At 43.7% G+C, this 18,120-nt stretch carries 15 protein-coding genes; 13 read left to right on the forward strand and 2 right to left on the reverse strand.

Going from position 1 to position 18,120, the window contains the following annotated elements; genetic code table 11:
* Positions 1–13: 13 nt before the first annotated feature.
* From glpK to FED51_RS06170, 3 genes are all read left to right on the forward strand, one after another.
* Positions 14–1,507, forward strand: a complete 1,494-nt coding sequence (gene glpK, locus FED51_RS06160) for a glycerol kinase GlpK (RefSeq protein WP_053431675.1) — start codon at positions 14–16, stop codon at positions 1,505–1,507.
* A 160-nt stretch (positions 1,508–1,667) separates the two neighbouring features.
* Positions 1,668–2,891, forward strand: a complete 1,224-nt coding sequence (locus FED51_RS06165) for an ROK family transcriptional regulator (RefSeq protein WP_010897264.1) — start codon at positions 1,668–1,670, stop codon at positions 2,889–2,891.
* Between the two features lie 186 nt (positions 2,892–3,077).
* Entirely contained in the window at positions 3,078–4,739 is a 1,662-nt protein-coding gene (locus tag FED51_RS06170) for a glycerol-3-phosphate dehydrogenase/oxidase (protein WP_053431674.1), read from the forward strand.
* 53 nt (positions 4,740–4,792) lie between these two features.
* Here FED51_RS06170 and FED51_RS06175 read toward each other — a convergent pair whose 3' ends face one another.
* Complete coding sequence (locus FED51_RS06175; RefSeq protein WP_053431673.1) at positions 4,793–5,296, reverse strand: hypothetical protein; 504 nt, start codon at positions 5,294–5,296, stop codon at positions 4,793–4,795.
* Positions 5,297–5,628: 332 nt separating this feature from the next.
* Here FED51_RS06175 and FED51_RS06180 point away from each other — a divergent pair, with 332 nt between their 5' ends.
* From FED51_RS06180 to galT, 10 genes are all read left to right on the forward strand, one after another.
* Positions 5,629–7,185: a spore germination protein gene (locus FED51_RS06180; RefSeq protein WP_083445579.1), complete on the forward strand. Its 1,557-nt coding sequence runs from the start codon at positions 5,629–5,631 to the stop codon at positions 7,183–7,185.
* Positions 7,186–7,217: 32 nt separating this feature from the next.
* Positions 7,218–8,387: a Ger(x)C family spore germination protein gene (locus FED51_RS06185; RefSeq protein ID WP_053431672.1), complete on the forward strand. Its 1,170-nt coding sequence runs from the start codon at positions 7,218–7,220 to the stop codon at positions 8,385–8,387.
* A 48-nt stretch (positions 8,388–8,435) separates the two neighbouring features.
* Complete coding sequence (locus FED51_RS06190) at positions 8,436–8,681, forward strand: hypothetical protein (protein ID WP_010897272.1); 246 nt, start codon at positions 8,436–8,438, stop codon at positions 8,679–8,681.
* Positions 8,682–8,708: 27 nt separating this feature from the next.
* Complete coding sequence (locus FED51_RS06195) at positions 8,709–9,803, forward strand: GerAB/ArcD/ProY family transporter (protein ID WP_053431671.1); 1,095 nt, start codon at positions 8,709–8,711, stop codon at positions 9,801–9,803.
* Positions 9,804–9,818: 15 nt separating this feature from the next.
* On the forward strand, positions 9,819–10,910 hold the full coding sequence (locus tag FED51_RS06200; protein ID WP_053431670.1) for a GerAB/ArcD/ProY family transporter: 1,092 nt from the start codon (positions 9,819–9,821) through the stop codon (positions 10,908–10,910).
* A gap of 54 nt (positions 10,911–10,964) precedes the next feature.
* A complete protein-coding gene (locus FED51_RS06205; protein WP_053431669.1) occupies positions 10,965–12,092 on the forward strand; it encodes a GerAB/ArcD/ProY family transporter in 1,128 nt (375 codons plus the stop codon).
* 140 nt (positions 12,093–12,232) lie between these two features.
* Positions 12,233–13,969 carry a phospho-sugar mutase gene (locus tag FED51_RS06210; RefSeq protein WP_053431668.1) on the forward strand — a complete coding sequence of 579 codons (1,737 nt, stop codon included), beginning with the start codon at positions 12,233–12,235 and terminating at the stop codon, positions 13,967–13,969.
* A 123-nt stretch (positions 13,970–14,092) separates the two neighbouring features.
* A complete protein-coding gene (locus FED51_RS06215; protein WP_175414309.1) occupies positions 14,093–15,280 on the forward strand; it encodes a galactokinase in 1,188 nt (395 codons plus the stop codon).
* 2 nt (positions 15,281–15,282) lie between these two features.
* Positions 15,283–16,287 (forward strand): UDP-glucose 4-epimerase GalE, encoded by a 1,005-nt coding sequence (gene galE / locus FED51_RS06220; protein ID WP_053431667.1) that lies wholly within the window; start codon positions 15,283–15,285, stop codon positions 16,285–16,287.
* Positions 16,288–16,342: 55 nt separating this feature from the next.
* The gene (gene galT / locus FED51_RS06225; RefSeq protein ID WP_053431666.1) at positions 16,343–17,869 is read left to right on the forward strand and encodes a UDP-glucose--hexose-1-phosphate uridylyltransferase; all 1,527 of its coding nucleotides are present in this window, start codon (positions 16,343–16,345) and stop codon (positions 17,867–17,869) included.
* A gap of 25 nt (positions 17,870–17,894) precedes the next feature.
* On the opposite strand, the gene FED51_RS06230 is transcribed toward galT, so the two are convergent.
* Entirely contained in the window at positions 17,895–18,113 is a 219-nt protein-coding gene (locus tag FED51_RS06230) for a hypothetical protein (RefSeq protein WP_010897280.1), read from the reverse strand.
* Between the last annotated feature and the right edge of the window lie 7 nt (positions 18,114–18,120).

The raw sequence follows: 18,120 nt of genomic DNA on the forward strand, positions 1-18,120 counted from the left end.
GGGGGAATGTGGTATGACAAAAAAATATATTTTAGCGCTGGATCAAGGAACAACAAGTTCACGGGCGATCTTATTTAATGAAGCAGGGGAAATTATCGGGATTGAACAGAAAGAATTTCAGCAAATTTTCCCTAAGCCTGGCTGGGTCGAGCATGATGCAAATGAAATTTGGGCATCGGTCCTGTCAGTCATCGCCGGTGTTTTATTAAAAACAAATGTAGAAGCGAAAGAAATTGCCGCCATTGGCATTACCAACCAACGGGAAACGGCAGTAGTATGGGAAAAAGAGTCCGGACGTCCAATTTACAATGCCCTTGTATGGCAATCTAGACAAACGGCTGATATTTGCGAACGCCTAAGAGCGGAAGGGTATAGTGAAATGGTCACGGAAAAGACGGGTCTTCTCATCGATCCGTATTTCTCAGGTACGAAAGTGCGGTGGATTCTTGATCATGTGGACGGAGCACAAGAACGAGCTGAACGAGGAGAGTTGTTGTTCGGTACGATTGATACGTGGCTCATTTGGAAGTTGAGCGGTGGAAAGGCTCATGTGACCGATTATTCCAATGCGTCGCGAACGTTGCTCTACAATATTTATGAGCAGTGTTGGGATGACGAACTGTTAAAGATGCTAAATGTACCACGGGCGATGCTTCCTGATGTACGTCCTTCATCGGAGGTGTATGCCGAGACGGTATCCTACCATTTCTTCGGGGAGGAAATACCGATTGCAGGCGCCGCAGGAGACCAGCAAGCTGCACTGTTCGGTCAGGCGTGCTTTGAAAAGGGAATGGCGAAAAATACGTATGGTACAGGATGCTTCATGTTAATGAATACTGGAGACCAAGGGGTGAAGTCAAAGCATGGGCTGTTGACGACCATCGCCTGGGGCCTCGACGGAAAAGTGGAGTATGCCTTGGAGGGAAGTATTTTTGTCGCTGGCTCCGCGATCCAATGGCTGCGAGACGGTCTCAGAATGATGAAATCGGCGAAGGAATCGGAAGGCTATGCAACGAAGGTCACATCCGCTGATGGGGTTTATGTTGTGCCAGCATTTGTAGGCCTTGGAACACCGTATTGGGATTCGGATGTAAGAGGCGCCGTCTTCGGTCTGACAAGAGGAACGTCAAAAGAGCATTTCATTCGTGCCACACTGGAGTCTTTAGCGTATCAAACAAAAGATGTCTTGCAGGCAATGGAAGCTGATTCAGGTATTTCGTTAAAAACGCTTCGTGTCGATGGTGGAGCGGTGGCTAATAACTTCCTTATGCAGTTCCAAAGTGATCTGCTAGGGGTGTCGGTGGAACGACCGACCGTTCAAGAAACAACAGCACTCGGGGCAGCTTATTTAGCCGGTTTGGCTGTCGGTTTCTGGACATCAAAAGAAGAAATTACGAACAACTGGAACCTAGAACAGAAATTCACTGCCGAAATGGAAGAAGCTGATCGAGCAAAACTATATGAAGGTTGGCAAAAGGCTGTTCGCGCCGCACAAGCCTTTAAATAAATGTCAGATGTCCCTTAGAGCTTACTAGGTTCTGAGGGATCTTTTTTTCGTTCAAGATGTTCAGTGAACATGGAATCTATTTGTCTCCAATGACACGTTCAGGTACAATCATGATGAAGATGAATCCTTATGTGTGGAATAAATGAAGGAGAGGGCCAGCATGCCAGTAGCAGGAAGCTTTCAATTAATGAAGTCTATGAATCGCTCGCTCATATTAAATACGATTCGTTTAGATGGGCCGATTTCTCGGGCTGATATTGCGAAAAAAACGAAGCTGACACCTCCAACAGTAACGAATATCGTTGCAGAATTGATCGAGGAAAAGCTTGTTCGTGAGAGCAAAATGGGAGAGTCTAGAGGCGGAAGAAAGCCTATTTTATTAACGATTGACGCGAAAAACTCCTTTGTGATTGGCCTTGATGTAGGAGGGTACCGCGTCCGTGCAGTGCTTACAGATTTAAATGGAGAAGTGGAAGGGCAAACAACGGTTGAGCTATCTTCTGACTTAACGGAAGAAACGTTGATCGATCAGTTGATAAAAATAACTGTAACGCTTTTTGAACAGTGTAAGATGCAAAAAGATAAAGTAATCGGTATCGGAATTGGTATGCATGGGATCGTCGATCATCAAAGTGGTATGGCCGTGTTCGCTCCCAATTTCCAATTGACGAACATCGACCTGAAAACACCGTTTGAGAGCACATTTGATGTCCCTGTGTTTGTGGAAAATGACGCTCGTGCTCTTGCACTTGGAGAAACGTGGTTTGGTAATGGGCAAGGGATTGATCATGTCATTTGTGTAAATGTAGGTGTCGGAATTGGTGCGGGGATCGTATTAAATAAGCGTCTTTTTCACGGTGTCCACGGAATTGCAGGAGAGATTGGCCATACAACGGTTGATATTCATGGGAAAAAGTGCACATGCGGTAATTATGGCTGTCTGCAAACAGTCGCTGGTGGGAATATGTTAAAAGAACGGGCGATCCACGACATCGCTTCAGGACGAAAAACGATGCTTTTGGAAAAAGTAGAAGGCGACATGGACCGCATTTCAGGAGAGATCATCCATCAATGTGCCTTAGCCGGAGATCCTTTATCGATCGAAATTCTTGAGGAGGCAGGAAAATACCTTGGGATTGGCATTACGAACATCATCAATTTTATTAATCCAGATCGAATCATTGTCGGTGGAGGTGTTTCAAAAGCAGGTGATTTTGTCTTAGAGCCGTTACGAAAAATGGTAAAAGAGCGAGCGTTAACAGCAAAGGCGAGGGAAACCGAAGTAGTCACAGCCGAGCTCGGAGAATGGGGGACGGCGATCGGAGCTGTTACTCTTGTGTTAGAGGATTTATTTGCACCGATTTATCAAAACAGAGAAGCATAAACCGTAATAAAGTAAGCGGTTTCCCCTTGCATTTTTTCCGATGAGCCAGTATACTATAGGTAAGTTAATGAATTGGTCGGAGATTAGGAGAGGCCACAACACTTGGTGATTGCACCAAGATGTTGTGGTCTCTTTTTTTCGATCCATTGGTAAAAAACGACATCGTTTCAAGAGGAGGAGCGCACAATGTTTTCAGCAAAGAAAAGAGATAAATGTATTGGCGAGATGAGTGAAAAGCAACTGGACCTTCTAGTCATTGGAGGGGGGATTACAGGTGCAGGAATTGCCCTTGATGCGCAAGTGCGAGGAATTCAGACCGGTCTTGTGGAAATGAATGATTTCGCATCTGGAACTTCAAGCCGTTCAACAAAACTTGTCCATGGCGGTTTACGCTATTTGAAGCAATTTGAAATTAAGCTTGTGGCTGAGGTGGGGAAAGAGCGTGCAATTGTTTATGAAAATGCCCCACATGTAACGACTCCCGAGTGGATGTTACTGCCGATTTTTAAAGATGGTACGTTCGGCAAATTTTCCACATCGTTAGGGTTGAAAGTCTATGATTATTTAGCCGATGTGCGAAAAGATGAGCGGAGATACATGCTAAATGAAAAGCAAACACTTGAAAAAGAGCCGCTTCTCAGAAAAGAAAATTTAAAAGGTGGCGGAATCTATGTCGAGTATCGAACAGATGACGCGCGTTTAACGTTAGAGATTATGAAAGAAGCTGTTGCAAGAGGGGCAGTCGCCCTTAACTATATGAAAGTGGAATCATTCATATATGACCAAGGCAAAGTGGTAGGCGTTGTTGCGAAAGATCGATTAACAGATACCACTCATACAATTTATGCGAAAAAAGTAGTCAACGCAGCAGGTCCATGGGTGGATACGCTAAGAGAAAAGGACCGTTCAAAGCATGGGAAATATTTAAAACTATCAAAAGGTGTCCATCTTGTCGTAGATCAATCTCGTTTTCCGTTACGACAAGCCGTCTATTTTGATACGGAATCGGATGGGCGAATGATTTTTGCCATTCCTAGAGAAGGAAAGACTTACATTGGCACGACCGATACGTTTTATGATAAAGATATCGCTTCCCCGCGTATGACCGTGGAGGATCGTGACTATATTCTTGCTGCGGCGAACTACATGTTTCCTAGCTTAAACCTTACAGCTGACGATGTAGAGTCTAGCTGGGCAGGATTACGTCCTCTCATCCACGAAGAAGGAAAAAAGGCATCTGAAATTTCTCGTAAAGATGAAATCTTCTTTTCCGATAGCGGACTCATTTCCATTGCAGGCGGAAAGCTAACCGGCTATCGAAAAATGGCCGAGCGAACTGTAGATGCCGTTGCACAGGGATTAAATGTGAACGAACCATGCACGACAGCAGCTATCCGCTTATCGGGTGGGCTAGCGGAAGGTGCGCAAGGATTCCCGCGCTTTTTAGACGAAGCGAGCCGCAAAGGGGCAAAACTGGGCTTTGACGCTGATGAAGTGAGACGTCTTGCAAAGCTGTACGGTTCAAATGTTGATCATGTGCTTAACTATGCTCATGAAGGAAAAGAAGAGGCAGAACATTATGGACTTCCAGCGTTGTTGCTTGGGCAACTACAGTATGGAGTGGAACAGGAAATGGTCGCCACCCCTTTAGACTTTTTTGTCCGGCGTACAGGTGCCCTGTTCTTTAATATCTCGCTGGTTCATCAATGGAAAGAGGCTGTTCTTCGTTGGATGGCGGAAGAGTTTTCTTGGACGGAAGAAGAGAAGACTCGATTTCAAAAAGAATTAGAGATTGAGCTAAAAATGGCTGTCGATCCACTGTTTCAAGTAGAGCCAACAACGGTGTAAACATAAGAATCAAAAAAAGTGACTCTATGTAAATAGGGTCACTTTTTTGTCGTTTATTCACTTTCAGCTTCGAGATCTAATTCTTCCCATGTAATGGTGACGCCCCACTCATTCGCCAACGCCTCAAGTTCATTAGTATATTGATCATACAAAGTAACATACTCATCCATTAATTGATAGGCCCCTTCATCCTCGTGATCCGCTAACCATAATTCGTTTCCTTCAATTAAGGCTTCGTATGATGCAATAAGGAGGTCATGAACTTCCAAGAGCTCCTCATCGTCAAATTGCTCGCGCACGTCGACTGCTTGATTCAAGAAGTCTCTCATCCCAGGTAAAAGTTTATTTTCAGTAAAGTTCAAGAGTTCCTCTTCAGACAGGATGGTTTCTTCCTCCATCAATAATAGGAGGTGGGCACTATCCATATCATTGGTTGACTCTAGATACTCCATCATCGTATCAGATTTACCTGAAAAAAGGCCGACTAACGTGCTACACCCACTGAATATGAAAAGTAGGGCAGTAAATAAGCTAATAACTGCAAGTTTTTTCCCCATACTCGATCTTCTTCCTCTCTTTTCTTTATCTTTTTTTGTTTTGTCAAACAGTCGAATGATGGTTTCACTTGACCATCTTACAGAACTGTAGGGTGGAGGTCAATAAATTTGTTGGAAATTGTTGAAAAATGTAGATTTACTACCATTTTCCTTTGTGGGTCTAAAGATCTATCTGGTATGAAAGAGTCCGGTGTAGTGTATTTTCATTTGTTGCATCATTTTAACAGATTCATACATATTTTGCATTTGCTTTCTAATACTAATGGCAATGCGAATCGCGTGATTCAATCTATGGTTAATTGTTAAGTCATGAATAGGAAAGGGGTGCAGCTATGAGCTTTTTCAAGAGGAAAGGTTTTCGAAGGCTTAATCACCAAGTAACAGAAAAAATCGAGGAGCGCCTCGAACAACAACCTAAGCATATTTCAACAGATCTAATCGAAAACCTTCAACAGGTAAAGAATATTTTTACTCATTGTGAAGACTTAGTTGTGCTCCATTGGCGATACGGATCGGAAATGGCTCATACGGCTTTTTCCGTTTATTTTGACTCCCTTGTTCAGCGTAAAATGGTGAACTATATGAAGGCTTCGTTGCAAGATTTGGTCCCCTATGAAGTTGGTCCAGGGGAGGAAGTGACCCCAGACGACATCATTTCCCATTTTGAACAAAACATTGCGTCAGCTCATTCTCATCGTCTTGTTAAAGATTTTGATGACGTAATTGAAAAAATAACAAATGGTCACATTGTCATTTTTTTTAATCAGTGGGACAAAGCCCTTGCGTATAAGGCGATTAGTGTCGAAACAAGGCAAGTTGACGAACCGCCTACTGAACCGGTCATTAAGGGACCACGAGAAGGGACGATTGAGAATTTAGATAAAAACATTGGCCTAATAAGAGGGCGGTTGAAGTCAGCAAACTTTAAAATTGAAATGTTTACATGTAAAGGTGAGACCCGTACGAGAGTAGCTTACGGATACGTCGATGGGTTAGTGGATCCAAAAGTCCTTGCCGAGTTTAAACAGCGAGTCAAATCGATTCCTGAGGGGGATATTTTGGAAACATCCTACATTGAAGAGTTGATCGAGGATTCGACCTATTCTCCATTCCCCCAATATCGTTATACAGAACGGCCAGATACTGCCGTTGCAGCACTACTGGATGGGAAAATAATCGTCATGGTCGACGGAACGGGATCGATCCTCATTTGTCCGAGCTTGTTTGTAGAATTGATGCAATCAAGTGAAGATTACTACCAGCGAGCGGTGTTTGCGAGCAGCATTCGATTTTTACGAGTAATCGCTCTTATGATCGCGTTAACCCTACCGGCTCTTTATATCGCATTAACGACGTTCCACCCTGAACTAATACCGACCGTTCTCCTCCTTGCGATTATTGATGCCAGGGAAGGGATTCCGTTCCCTTCCTTAATCGAAGCATTAATTATGATGATTTTCTTTGAACTGTTGCGAGAAGCAGGAGTCAGGCTCCCTCGGCCCGTTGGTGCAGCTGTTAGTATCGTCGGCGCTCTCGTGCTAGGAGAAGCAGCGATTCAAGCAGGAATTGCTTCCCCGATTATGGTCATTGTCGTTGCCTTAACAGGAATTGCTTCCTTTGCGTTACCACAGTATACGTTTGCTATCGCGCTTAGGCTTTTGCAATTTCCACTCATGGTCTTGGCGGCACTTCTAGGTGGATTTGGCCTAATGATCGGCTTAATCTTAATTTGGCTTCATCTAGTCAGTCTGCACTCGTTAGGCCAGCCTTATTTAAGTCCTGTTGGGCCGTTTAAATTCAGAGAACTTCGAGATGTGTTTATCAGGGCGCCATTTAAAACGTTGATCAAATCACCACGAAAACGTCCATATGAAGTAAGGGGTGATTAAGACGTATGCTCTTAATATGGAGAAGAATTCCTATGAAAAAATACCTTTCCCGTCTTCTTGTCTTGTGTTTGCTGTTCTCCCTTATGAGTTGCGATGGCCTAGAGCTCACCGAACGAGCTTTTGTAATTGGGCTCGCACTCGATGAGACAGAGGCAGGGAATATTATGTTAACCACTCAACTATACCGCCCTTCACCCGAAGGGGCAGTCGGACAGATGGGAGGCGGGAAGGCAGGACAAAATTATCTCAACATTCAAACATCAGCAGAATCGGTTACAAAGGCTCTTCGTAACATTCCAATGCACATTGGTCGCAAAGCACAGTGGAGCCATATTAGTTCGATCTTAGTGGCCGAGAGATTGGCAGAAGAAAGAGGAGTTGCTGAACTTCTAGAGTTTTTTTATCGTGATCATGAACCACGAATTATTTCGTCGATTGCTGTAACAGAAGGGAAAGCTAGCGATTTTTTGAACATTGCCCCATTGATGGAGATGACCCCAGGGCACCAACTGTTAGTGAATGAAGAGGGGGCTCACACGTTTGCCAATAAAAGCATTGAAACGAGGTTGCTCAAAATTGCCCTGCAATTACGAAGTGAGGTAGGGAATGCGGTCATTCCGTTAATCCATAAAGAGGATGTCCATCCCCAGCCTTCCGCGACAGTATCGGGTGTGGGCTTATTGAAGGACGGAAAGCTAGTGGACAAGCTGTCCCCTGATTTAGTGGAGTACTTACAAATAATTCGAACGGACTATCAAAACGGAATGATCCAATTTCCTTGTCCGGGAAAGAAAGAAGAACCTCAACAGGTGGAAGTGATTGAAGTCGTCTCAATGGATTCTGCGGTACGCCCAATTATTGAAGGGGATTCCTTGCGCGTATCGATCCCTGTTCGGATGGAGGTGGTCATTCAAGAGTTGGCTTGTTCAGAAACGCTGGAGCCTGAGCAGGAACAAGAGTTTGTTGAATACATAAGCCAATTTTTCGAACAACAAATTTTAACCACCGTCGCTACTTTACAGGAAAAGAAATTCGATGCTATCAACATAGGAAACAAAATTTACGGCAAGGATCCGCAAAAGTGGAAGGAATGGAAGGCTGATTGGGATGAACGCTTTGCTAAAGCTGAATTTTCGGTGGATGTCCAATTGCGAGTCATAAATACAGGCACAATGATTGGAAAGCCTACTTTCACCGAATGACGCTCCTTTTTTATCATTAATTTATACGGTCGAGCGGAGGAACTCAAAATGGTCATTAAGCTCATTGTGATGATAGTCGTTTACGCTGTCATATTAGGTTATGACATACCAAAACTAAAAGAAAAGGAAGGGAAAACAATCGGAGTATACACTGGTCTCATGTTTGTTGCCCTTTATCAGAGTCTTATTTTTGTGTTTGATTTAGACTGGCCTTTTTTGCATACGGCTGTCGATGCCTTATTTCGAGAGCCTGCTCGTCACATTGTTGAATTCTTAGAGGCCCCCCCTTCTTAACGCGCGGCCAAAGTGAGGTGAAAGGGAGTGAAAAGTCAGCAGCGTATTCATGCGCATCAGATGTCTAGCTTGTTTTTCCTTTTATTAATAGGAGCTGCGATCATTAATATACCAGGTCCTCTAATCGGTTATGCGGGAAATGGAGCGTGGTTGTCGATTCTCTTATCAGCGGTTACAGGCTTCATTTTTGTGGCATGTTTACTTTATTTGTATCGAAAATTTCCCCACCTTTCGTTTGTCGAGTACAGCAACAAATTAGTAGGGAAGCCACTTACAATTTTGTTCATGTTACCGTTCATTACGTTGAATTTATATCATCTCAGCGGGAATGCCCTTGATATCAGCTTGTTTATGACTGCAACGATGATGCGGGAAACCCCCTTATATGTTTTTGTGCTTTTAACCTTGTCTATCGTTGCTTTAACTGCACGATTAGGAATTACAGTATTTGCCCGAACTAGTACAGTTCTAAATCTAACTGTTTTCGGGGTTGTATTACTCGTTCTCGCACTAGCAAGTGAGCAATATCAATGGGAGCATTTTTTTCCGGTCATGCCGGACGGTATTAAACCGGTCCTACTAGGGGCATCTTTTTCTTATTCATTTCCCTATGCCGACATCGTTCTCTTTTCGATGCTCTTGCCGTTTGTTGATAAAAGAGAGTATGGCAAGCTTAAAAAGGGAATGTACCTTTCTCTCCTCCTAGGTACCTTTTTATTGGGAGGTATTACATTAAGTACAATCCTCGTGTTCGGCCCAATTGCAGGAGAACGAATATATTCTTTATTCGAAATAGCACGTACCATTCATTTGTACGAAATTATTACAGGTGTTGAAATTTTGATTGGATATTCCCTTATCGCAGGGGCCTTTCTATTGGATGTGATTATACTTTACATTCTTAGCTTAGTCATTGGCCAATTATTTGGAATCAAAGATGAGCAAATAATTGTGTTTCCTTTAGCTCTTATAGGTTTTCTATTCTCAATGGTTATTATTTCTGAAGGCGTAGCGAAATGGAATGAATTTGTTCTAGTTACTGATATTCTTCTTGTTACGATTGTCAATCTCCCTCTGTTCATTTTGACAGCTGTAGCAGCTTGGCGAAGACAAATCGAGTGAAAGCGAGATGTACAGATGAAAGGTCAACAACAGATAACGCCAATCCAATTGTCAATGCTGTTTTTTATCTTTTTAACCGGTTCAGCGGTTATTGTCATTCCGGCCCCACTCATTGGCAACGCTGGCAACGGGGCGTGGCTTTCGTTGCTGCTCTCATTTATCGGAGCCATTGCTCTCCTAGCTACCGTGCTTTCCTTGCATAAAATGCATCCTCGTTTAACGTTTATTGAATACAGTCGTTCGTTAGTCGGGAAATGGCTAACCGTTTTGATCGGCATTCCGTTTGCGTTCACACAATTAAACAGCACCGCTGGGATCGTCCTTGATATTGGGTTGTTTATGACTTCCTCCATGCTTCGGGAGACGCCACTTTACTTGTTTAATCTGATCATCTTTATTGCCGTTGCTTTTACTGCGCGAGGGGGAATCGAGCTATTTGCGCGGATGTTTCCCATGCTTATTATCACAAGTATTTTGTTTATAACGGTTATTCTCCTGCTTGCTGCAGGTCACTACGACATTGAATTCTTACTTCCCGTTATGCCTGATGGTATAAAACCAATCCTCCATGGGACCTATTTTTCTTTTTTGGGCTTCCCATATTCCGAACTCGTCATTTTTTCTATGTTGCTCCCGTTTGTGTCTAACCAAGATTATGTCTCTGTAAAAAAAGGAATGGTGAGTGCGCTTACGTTCAATTGGATTTATTTGGTGGCCGTGACGATTTGTGCATTACTCGTTTTTGGCCCGATTGCAGGGGATAGACCGTATTCCACTTATGAGGTGGCTCGGGTAACGAGGTTTGACATCTTAATTGGCTATTCGCTTATTACAACTTCCTATATGAAGGCGGTGATTACGTTCTATATTTTGTATATGACGATCGTTCATTTGCTGAAAGTCAAAGATCCAAACGTTCTTATCTTTCCACTTGCATTCATTTGCTTTCTTTTTTCTCTCATTCAACTATCGTTGGGGCATGCCCGCTGGGGTGAACATGTAACAGTAGCTGAGCCATTGTTAAAGCTTTGTTCTTACATTATTCCTTTAATTTTCATCGCGATCATTGCTTATTTCAAAAAGAATAAGAAACGAGCAGCAACCTAATGAAATAAGATGTAGGTGACATACCGGAAGCAATATGACAAGGAGGTGTTACGAGTGAATAAGCAACAAATTAGCGCCTTTCAATTTAATGCTGTGTTTTTTTCATTTATTACTGGTTCCACGATCTTAAATGCGCCTGCCCCAATGATTGGTTTTGCTCAAAACGGGGCTTGGCTTTCTGTCGTCATTTCCCTTGCAGGCGGCTTGCTTCTTCTATGGGGGATGCTCTTTTTATATGACAGATTTCCCGATTTAAATTTGATTGAATACAGCCGTAAACTTGTCGGTTCTTGGTTCACTTGGATTTTGGCGATCCCATTTATTACGATGCAGCTTCATAGTACCGCTGGTATTGTCGTGGATGTAGGGTTGTTTATGACGACCACGATGATGCGGGAAACGCCGCTCTATGTATTTGTTTTACTTATTTTTCTCGTTTCCTCGTTAACGGCAAGAGCTGGGATTGAAGCGTTCGCTAGGCTATTTCCGATTCTGATGGCAACGGTTCTTCTGTTTAGCATTTTTGTTATGATTTTAGCGAGCGTTGATTACGATCCTAGCTTTCTCCTCCCTATATTGCCTGATGGGATCAAACCGGTTCTTCTAGGTACTTATTTCTTTTTTGGAATTCCAGTCACCGAAATCATTTTATTTTCAATGCTGCTTCCATATGTTCGTAAGGATGAGCGAACGAAGGTGAAAAAGGGAATGGTTTATGCCCTTATTATTAATCATATCTTGATGATATTGGTGACCGTAAGTACATTGCTCGTCTTTGGGCCGATTGCTGGGGATCGACCATTTTCCATGTATGAAGTGGCACGAACTATCGCCCTTTATGAAGTATTTGAAGGCTCGGAAATTTTGATCGGTTATTCTCTCATTATCGCTTCGTTTATGAAAGATGTTGTCTCACTTTATATGATGAATGTGACCCTTGTCGCCATGTTTAAGTTAAAAGACAAGCAAATCTTTATTTTCCCGCTTGCACTCGTTTCCTTCTTGTTTGCGATGGTGTTCATTTCTCTAGGAGTGAGGACATGGGCCACGTTCGTCACCGTAAGAGAACCGCTCTGGAAAGGAGTGGCTTACGTAGTTCCGCTGATTGTCCTAGTGATTGTCGCTCTAGTAAAAGGAAAAAGGTCTGTTCACCAAGCGGAGAAGATGAATACATTTTCATAAAATGGTGTACCTTGTCCTACAATCAAGTTCCTCCACATAAGCTTTTCAAAGAAATACTAGATAAAATATTAGATTTCATCAAATCACAAAGCAAGCAAGATGATATAATGGAAGAAATAAAGAGGATGGAGGGGACTCGGATGAGTTGGAGACAGCGTTATGAAAAATGGAAAGGCTTTAATGAGCTTGAATTAGAGCTAAAACAATCGTTGGAAGCCATTGGTGGGGACGAACAGCAGCTTGAAGACTGCTTTTATAAAAACTTAGAGTTCGGGACAGGTGGAATGCGCGGAGAAATTGGACCAGGTCCGAACCGAATGAATACATATACAATTCGTAAAGCTTCTGAAGGCTTTGCCCGTTACTTGCTTGAGCAAGGGGAACATGTAAAAGCGCAGGGGGTCGTCATTGCCTATGATTCCCGGCATAAATCACCTGAGTTCGCACGTGAAGCGGCATTGACGATCGGGAAGCACGGAATTAAAGCATACTTATTTGAAGAATTACGTCCAACACCTGAACTATCGTTTGCTGTTAGAAAGCTAGGAGCAGCAGGTGGTATTGTGATCACAGCAAGTCATAATCCACCCGAGTATAACGGCTTTAAAGTATATGGTTCAGATGGATGTCAGCTTCCACCTGAGCCGGCTAATCGACTCGTCAAATTTGTTAACGAAATAGAAGACGAGCTTGTGATTCCTGTTGGGGATGAACGCGAGCTAAAGGAAAATGGAACGCTGGAAATGATCGGTGAAGAGGTGGACGTAGCTTATCACGAGGCTCTAAAGACGATTATTGTCAATCCAGAGCTGCTTGAAGCGTCAGCTAAAGATGTTCGTATTGTGTTCACTCCACTACACGGAACGGCTAATCTCCCAGTTCGGCGTGTGCTGGAAGCAGTCGGCTTTGAAAATGTAACGGTTGTTAAAGAGCAGGAGCTACCTGATCCACAGTTTTCAACGGTTAAAGCGCCAAATCCAGAGGAGCATGCAGCGTTTGCCTTGGCGATTGAGTACGGCAAAAAGACAGAAGCAGATGTGTTGATCGCAACCGATCCTGATGCGGATCGCGTCGGTGTAGCTGTAAAAAATCAAGCCGGTGAATACATTGTTCTGACGGGGAACCAAACAGGGGGATTGATGCTTCATTACCTTCTTTCACAAAAGAAGGAAAAAGGGCAACTCCCAGTTAACGGCATCGCGTTAAAGACGATTGTGACATCTGAGTTTGGCCGCGCCATTGCGGAGGATTTCGGTATCCCTATGGTAGATACATTAACTGGTTTCAAATTTATTGGTGAAAAGATAAAGGAATACGAGCAATCTGGCGAGCATCAATTTTTATTCGGTTATGAAGAAAGCTATGGCTACTTAATTGGGGACTTTGTACGTGATAAAGATGCAGTACAAGCGTGCTTATTAGCGGCCGAAATGACAGCTTACTACAAGTCGCGTGGGATGACCCTTTATGATGGTTTATTAGAGCTGTTTGATCGTTATGGGTATTACCGTGAAGGATTGACATCTATCACATTGAAAGGAAAAGTCGGCGTTGAAAAAATTCAACACGTGTTAAGCCAATTCCGTCAATCGCCCCCGAAACAAGTGAATGACCAACAAGTGGTCGTGATTGAAGACTATCAAACAAAAGAAAAAGTGTCGGTCAAAGAACGAACTGTAGAAGCAATCACGTTACCAACATCAAACGTTTTAAAATATATGCTTGAAGATGGCTCGTGGTTTTGTCTCCGTCCATCAGGAACAGAGCCAAAGCTTAAAATTTATTACGGTGTAAAAACGGAAGCTTTAGAGAAAAGCGAAGCCGCATTAGATGCGGTAAAGCGCGACGTAGAAGAGATCGTGCACTCGTATGTGTAAAAAAAGTTGAGCTGATGCTCAGCTTTTTTTACGTGATTTTAACGACAAATCTGCAAATATATGATAGGATACAATTAATAAATTAAATTAATTAAGTAATTCGTTGAGGAATGGGGGATGGACATGGAAGTTGCTTACAAAGAGGATCTGCTCACATCTTTTGCGGAAGCGTTTTCTTTTGATCGTTTGACTGATGTACGGGTGTTTTTTGCCCCAGGACGTGTCAATTTAATCGGAGAGCATACCGATTATAACGGGGGATACGTGTTCCCAGGTGCATTAACGAATGGGACGTATATGGTGATCAAGCTGCGAGACGACGGGGAATACCATCTAAGAAGCGCCAACTTTGATACATCCGTTGTCTTTAGAAACTCTGACTTACGATTTGATCCAAAGGATGACTGGGGCAATTATCCGAAGGGCATTATTGCCGAGTTGGCAAAGCTTGGAGTGGATCTTCCAGGGGCTACTATTTATTTTTATGGAAATATCCCGAACGGAGCAGGTTTATCATCGTCGGCATCAATCGGAATGGTCACGGCCTATGGACTTACACAATGCTCCGGTGTAGACATTGATCGAGTAACACTCGCTAAGCTATGTCAACGGATGGAAAATGATTTTATCGGAGTAAGTACAGGCTTAATGGACCAATTTGCTGTTGGAATGGGAAAGAAAGATCACGCGTTGTTTTTGAATACGAGCACGTTAGAATATGACCAAGTCCCCCTCATTCTGAAAGGGTATAAACTTGTCATTACGAACTCTAATAAACGAAGAGGGCTAGCAGACTCAAAGTATAACGAACGTCGGCGAGAATGTGAAATGGGCTTAGAGCAGCTGAGAAAGAAACAACCGAATCTAAGCCATTTGGGTGAAGTGACAGAGGAAATGTTCGCTGAATTAGGTCCTGTCATTGAGGATGAACTGATCTATCGCCGCGTTCGCCATGTTGTAACAGAGGATGCGCGGGTACTAGCCGCTGTTTCTGCACTTAAAGCAGGAGAGTTGCAAACGTTTGGCGAGTTGATGAAAGCCTCACATCTGTCGCTTCGTGAGGATTATGATGTAACGGGAGTTGAGCTTGACACGTTATTCGACCTTCAAGCAAGTGCACCTGGGTGTATCGGAACGAGAATGACAGGGGCTGGATTTGGCGGCTGTACGGTAAGCATTGTTCATGAGGAAGAGATTACTGCTTTTCAGACTGTCGTTTCTAAAGGGTATGAGAAAAAAATTGGCTACAAGCCAACCTTTTATGTGACCGAGTTAGGTGACGGTGTGAACGAATGGAAAGGAGGCGCTTAACAATGGCAATTCTTGTGACGGGTGGGGCTGGTTATATCGGGAGTCATACGGTGTTGTTTCTTTTAGAGCAAGGTGAGCAAGTCATTGTTCTAGACAACTTACAGAAAGGGCACGCTGGGGCATTGTCCGATGTGACATTCTATCATGGGGATATCCGAGATGATCAGCTGCTCGATACGATTTTTACGACTCATTCGATCGATACGGTCATCCATTTCGCTGCCAATTCCCTTGTAGGAGAGAGTGTAAAACGACCGATTGAATATTATGAAAACAATGTGATCGGCACCCATACGCTATTGAAGAAAATGCTTGAGCATGATGTAAAGAAAATCGTGTTTTCGTCGACCGCTGCCACATATGGCGAGCCAGTGCAAATTCCGATTCAGGAATCGGATCCGACCATTCCGACAAACCCTTATGGAGAGACGAAGCTCGCGATCGAAAAAATGTTCCATTGGTGTCAAGAAGCTTATGGACTCCAGTATGTTTGCCTCCGCTATTTTAATGCTGCTGGGGCAGATCCGAACGGACGTATTGGCGAAGATCATAGTCCTGAAAGTCACCTAATACCAATTGTTTTACAAGTGGCGTTAGGTCAACGGGAGAGGGTCGCGATTTTCGGTGACGACTATCAAACGGAAGATGGTAGCTGCATTCGAGATTACATTCACGTTATGGATTTAGCCAACGCCCATTATTTAGCATGTGAGCATTTGCGTAAAGATGGACAGTCAGGAAGCTTTAATTTAGGGAACGGGAAAGGCTTTTCCGTCAAGGAAGTGATTGAAGTGTGCCGTCAAGTGACGGGACATCCGATTCCTGCAGAGATAGCACCAAGGAGAAGTGGAGATCCTGCTTCGCTTATCGCTTCCTCAGAAAAAGCACAAACCATTCTTGGCTGGGAACCTAAGTATCCTTCCCTTGAAACGATGGTTGAACATGCGTGGAATTGGCACAAGGAACATCCACATGGGTATTCAACAGAAAACAAAGATAAGCAATGACACGTAAAGATTCATGTCTCTTGATCAAATCTACTAGGAAGAAGGTGGAAGAGTCATGTCACAATCATCAATTGCTATCCAGATTGAAGCGCTACTAACCTATGCCCTGCAGCATGGGCTCATTACAAAATGGGATATAGATGCTAGTCGAAACCGAGTTCTTGACGTATTAGATTTAGATGAACTAGAGCCGGTCGAACAAGTGGACGTAGAGTGCGAGATGCCTTACCCAATACTAGAAAACATTCTCGACTGGGCTGCTGAAAATGGGCGACTGGAAGCAAATACAGTAACGTACCGAGATCTACTTGACACGAAACTAATGGGCGCACTACTCGGCCAGCCATCAGAGACGATTCGGACCTTTTATGAGAGGTACGAACAACAAGGGCCAGAGGAAGCGACGAAAGCCTTTTACGACTTTTCTAAACAAGTTCATTACATTCGGACCGATCGGATTGCCAAGAACGAACATTGGTTTAGTGAAACACCGTATGGCCAGCTAGAAATCACCATCAATCTTTCCAAGCCTGAAAAAGATCCGAAAGCGATTGCGCAAGCGAAGCACCTGCAGGCAAGTTCGTATCCAAAGTGCTTGTTATGTAAAGAAAATGTCGGGTATCGCGGAAGAGTCAATCATCCTGCCAGACAAAATTTGCGCGTCATACCTGTCGAGTTGAATCAAGAGCAGTGGTACATGCAATTTTCGCCCTACGTCTATTACAATGAGCATGCGATTGTGTTCTCTGGTGAGCACGTACCGATGAAAATATCGACGGAAACGTTTGCTCGTCTATTGGAATTTACAGAAAAATTCCCCCATTATTTTATTGGCTCGAATGCCGATTTACCGATTGTAGGCGGCTCGATTTTAAGTCACGATCATTTTCAAGGGGGGAATCATGCGTTTCCGATGGCGAAAGCTAGTATGGAAAAAACGTTTAGCATCAGTCGATTCCCTTCGGTTATAGCCGGGATTGTGAAGTGGCCGATGTCTGTCGTTCGCTTACAAGGAATGGACCGAGAGGAGCTCGTCAAAGCGGCGGACCATGTTTATCATGCTTGGCAAGCATACGGTGATGAGGCGGCGGACATCTATCCGTTTACAGGAGATACACCGCATAATACCATTACTCCCATTGCTAGACGACGGGGAGAATTGTTTGAACTGGATCTCGTTTTACGAAACAATCGAACGAGTAAAGAGCACCCGGATGGCATTTTCCACCCGCACCAAGAAGTTCATCACATTAAAAAAGAAAACATTGGCTTAATTGAAGTGATGGGGCTTGCCGTCCTACCTGGCCGGTTAAAGGAAGAGCTCGAGCTTCTGGCAGAGGCGTTGCTCTCAAGTGATCCAAGGCAGGTGATCGCTCGGTATGAGCAAATTCAAAAGCATGAAGCTTGGGCGCTGGCGATTAAAGAGCGTCATGCTCATTTACATGATAGCAATGTAATGGACATTTTGCGAGATGAAATTGGCAAGGTGTTTGCGACGATTTTGGCCCACGCCGGTGTGTTTAAGCGGACGGGGGAAGGAGCAGCCGCTTTTGACCGTTTCATTTCTACTCTTAATCAATAAGAAAAAAGGAAGTGAGCTTCTCTGGCTACACTTCCTTTTTACGTTCGCGTATCATGAGACGCTGCTGCTCCTCGATAGCATCTAACCGCTGGAGAATAATGTCCATTTTGTCATTAAGATCTTCTAATTCAGGGTTCCACTCTTGGCGCATTTCCAATTCCTTTGCTTTATGTCGAAACACAATAAAGACGATCACAGCCGGAAGGGCAATGGCTGCTAACGGAATCAGCAGCTCAAATGACATAGCTTCC

The organism is Halalkalibacterium halodurans, from assembly GCF_005671335.1.
Taxonomy (GTDB): domain Bacteria; phylum Bacillota; class Bacilli; order Bacillales; family Bacillaceae_D; genus Halalkalibacterium; species Halalkalibacterium halodurans.

Coding starts and splice junctions, on each gene's coding strand:
- FED51_RS06170 (WP_053431674.1), top strand. CDS start 3,078: ATGTTTTCAGCAAAGAAAAGAGATAAATGTATTGGCGAGATGAGTGAA.
- FED51_RS06190 (WP_010897272.1), top strand. CDS start 8,436: ATGGTCATTAAGCTCATTGTGATGATAGTCGTTTACGCTGTCATATTA.
- FED51_RS06215 (WP_175414309.1), top strand. CDS start 14,093: ATGGAAGTTGCTTACAAAGAGGATCTGCTCACATCTTTTGCGGAAGCG.
- FED51_RS06165 (WP_010897264.1), top strand. CDS start 1,668: ATGCCAGTAGCAGGAAGCTTTCAATTAATGAAGTCTATGAATCGCTCG.
- FED51_RS06185 (WP_053431672.1), top strand. CDS start 7,218: ATGAAAAAATACCTTTCCCGTCTTCTTGTCTTGTGTTTGCTGTTCTCC.
- FED51_RS06200 (WP_053431670.1), top strand. CDS start 9,819: ATGAAAGGTCAACAACAGATAACGCCAATCCAATTGTCAATGCTGTTT.
- galE (WP_053431667.1), top strand. CDS start 15,283: ATGGCAATTCTTGTGACGGGTGGGGCTGGTTATATCGGGAGTCATACG.
- FED51_RS06210 (WP_053431668.1), top strand. CDS start 12,233: ATGAGTTGGAGACAGCGTTATGAAAAATGGAAAGGCTTTAATGAGCTT.
- galT (WP_053431666.1), top strand. CDS start 16,343: ATGTCACAATCATCAATTGCTATCCAGATTGAAGCGCTACTAACCTAT.
- FED51_RS06180 (WP_083445579.1), top strand. CDS start 5,629: ATGAGCTTTTTCAAGAGGAAAGGTTTTCGAAGGCTTAATCACCAAGTA.
- glpK (WP_053431675.1), top strand. CDS start 14: ATGACAAAAAAATATATTTTAGCGCTGGATCAAGGAACAACAAGTTCA.
- FED51_RS06175 (WP_053431673.1), bottom strand. CDS start 5,296: ATGGGGAAAAAACTTGCAGTTATTAGCTTATTTACTGCCCTACTTTTC.
- FED51_RS06230 (WP_010897280.1), bottom strand. CDS start 18,113: ATGTCATTTGAGCTGCTGATTCCGTTAGCAGCCATTGCCCTTCCGGCT.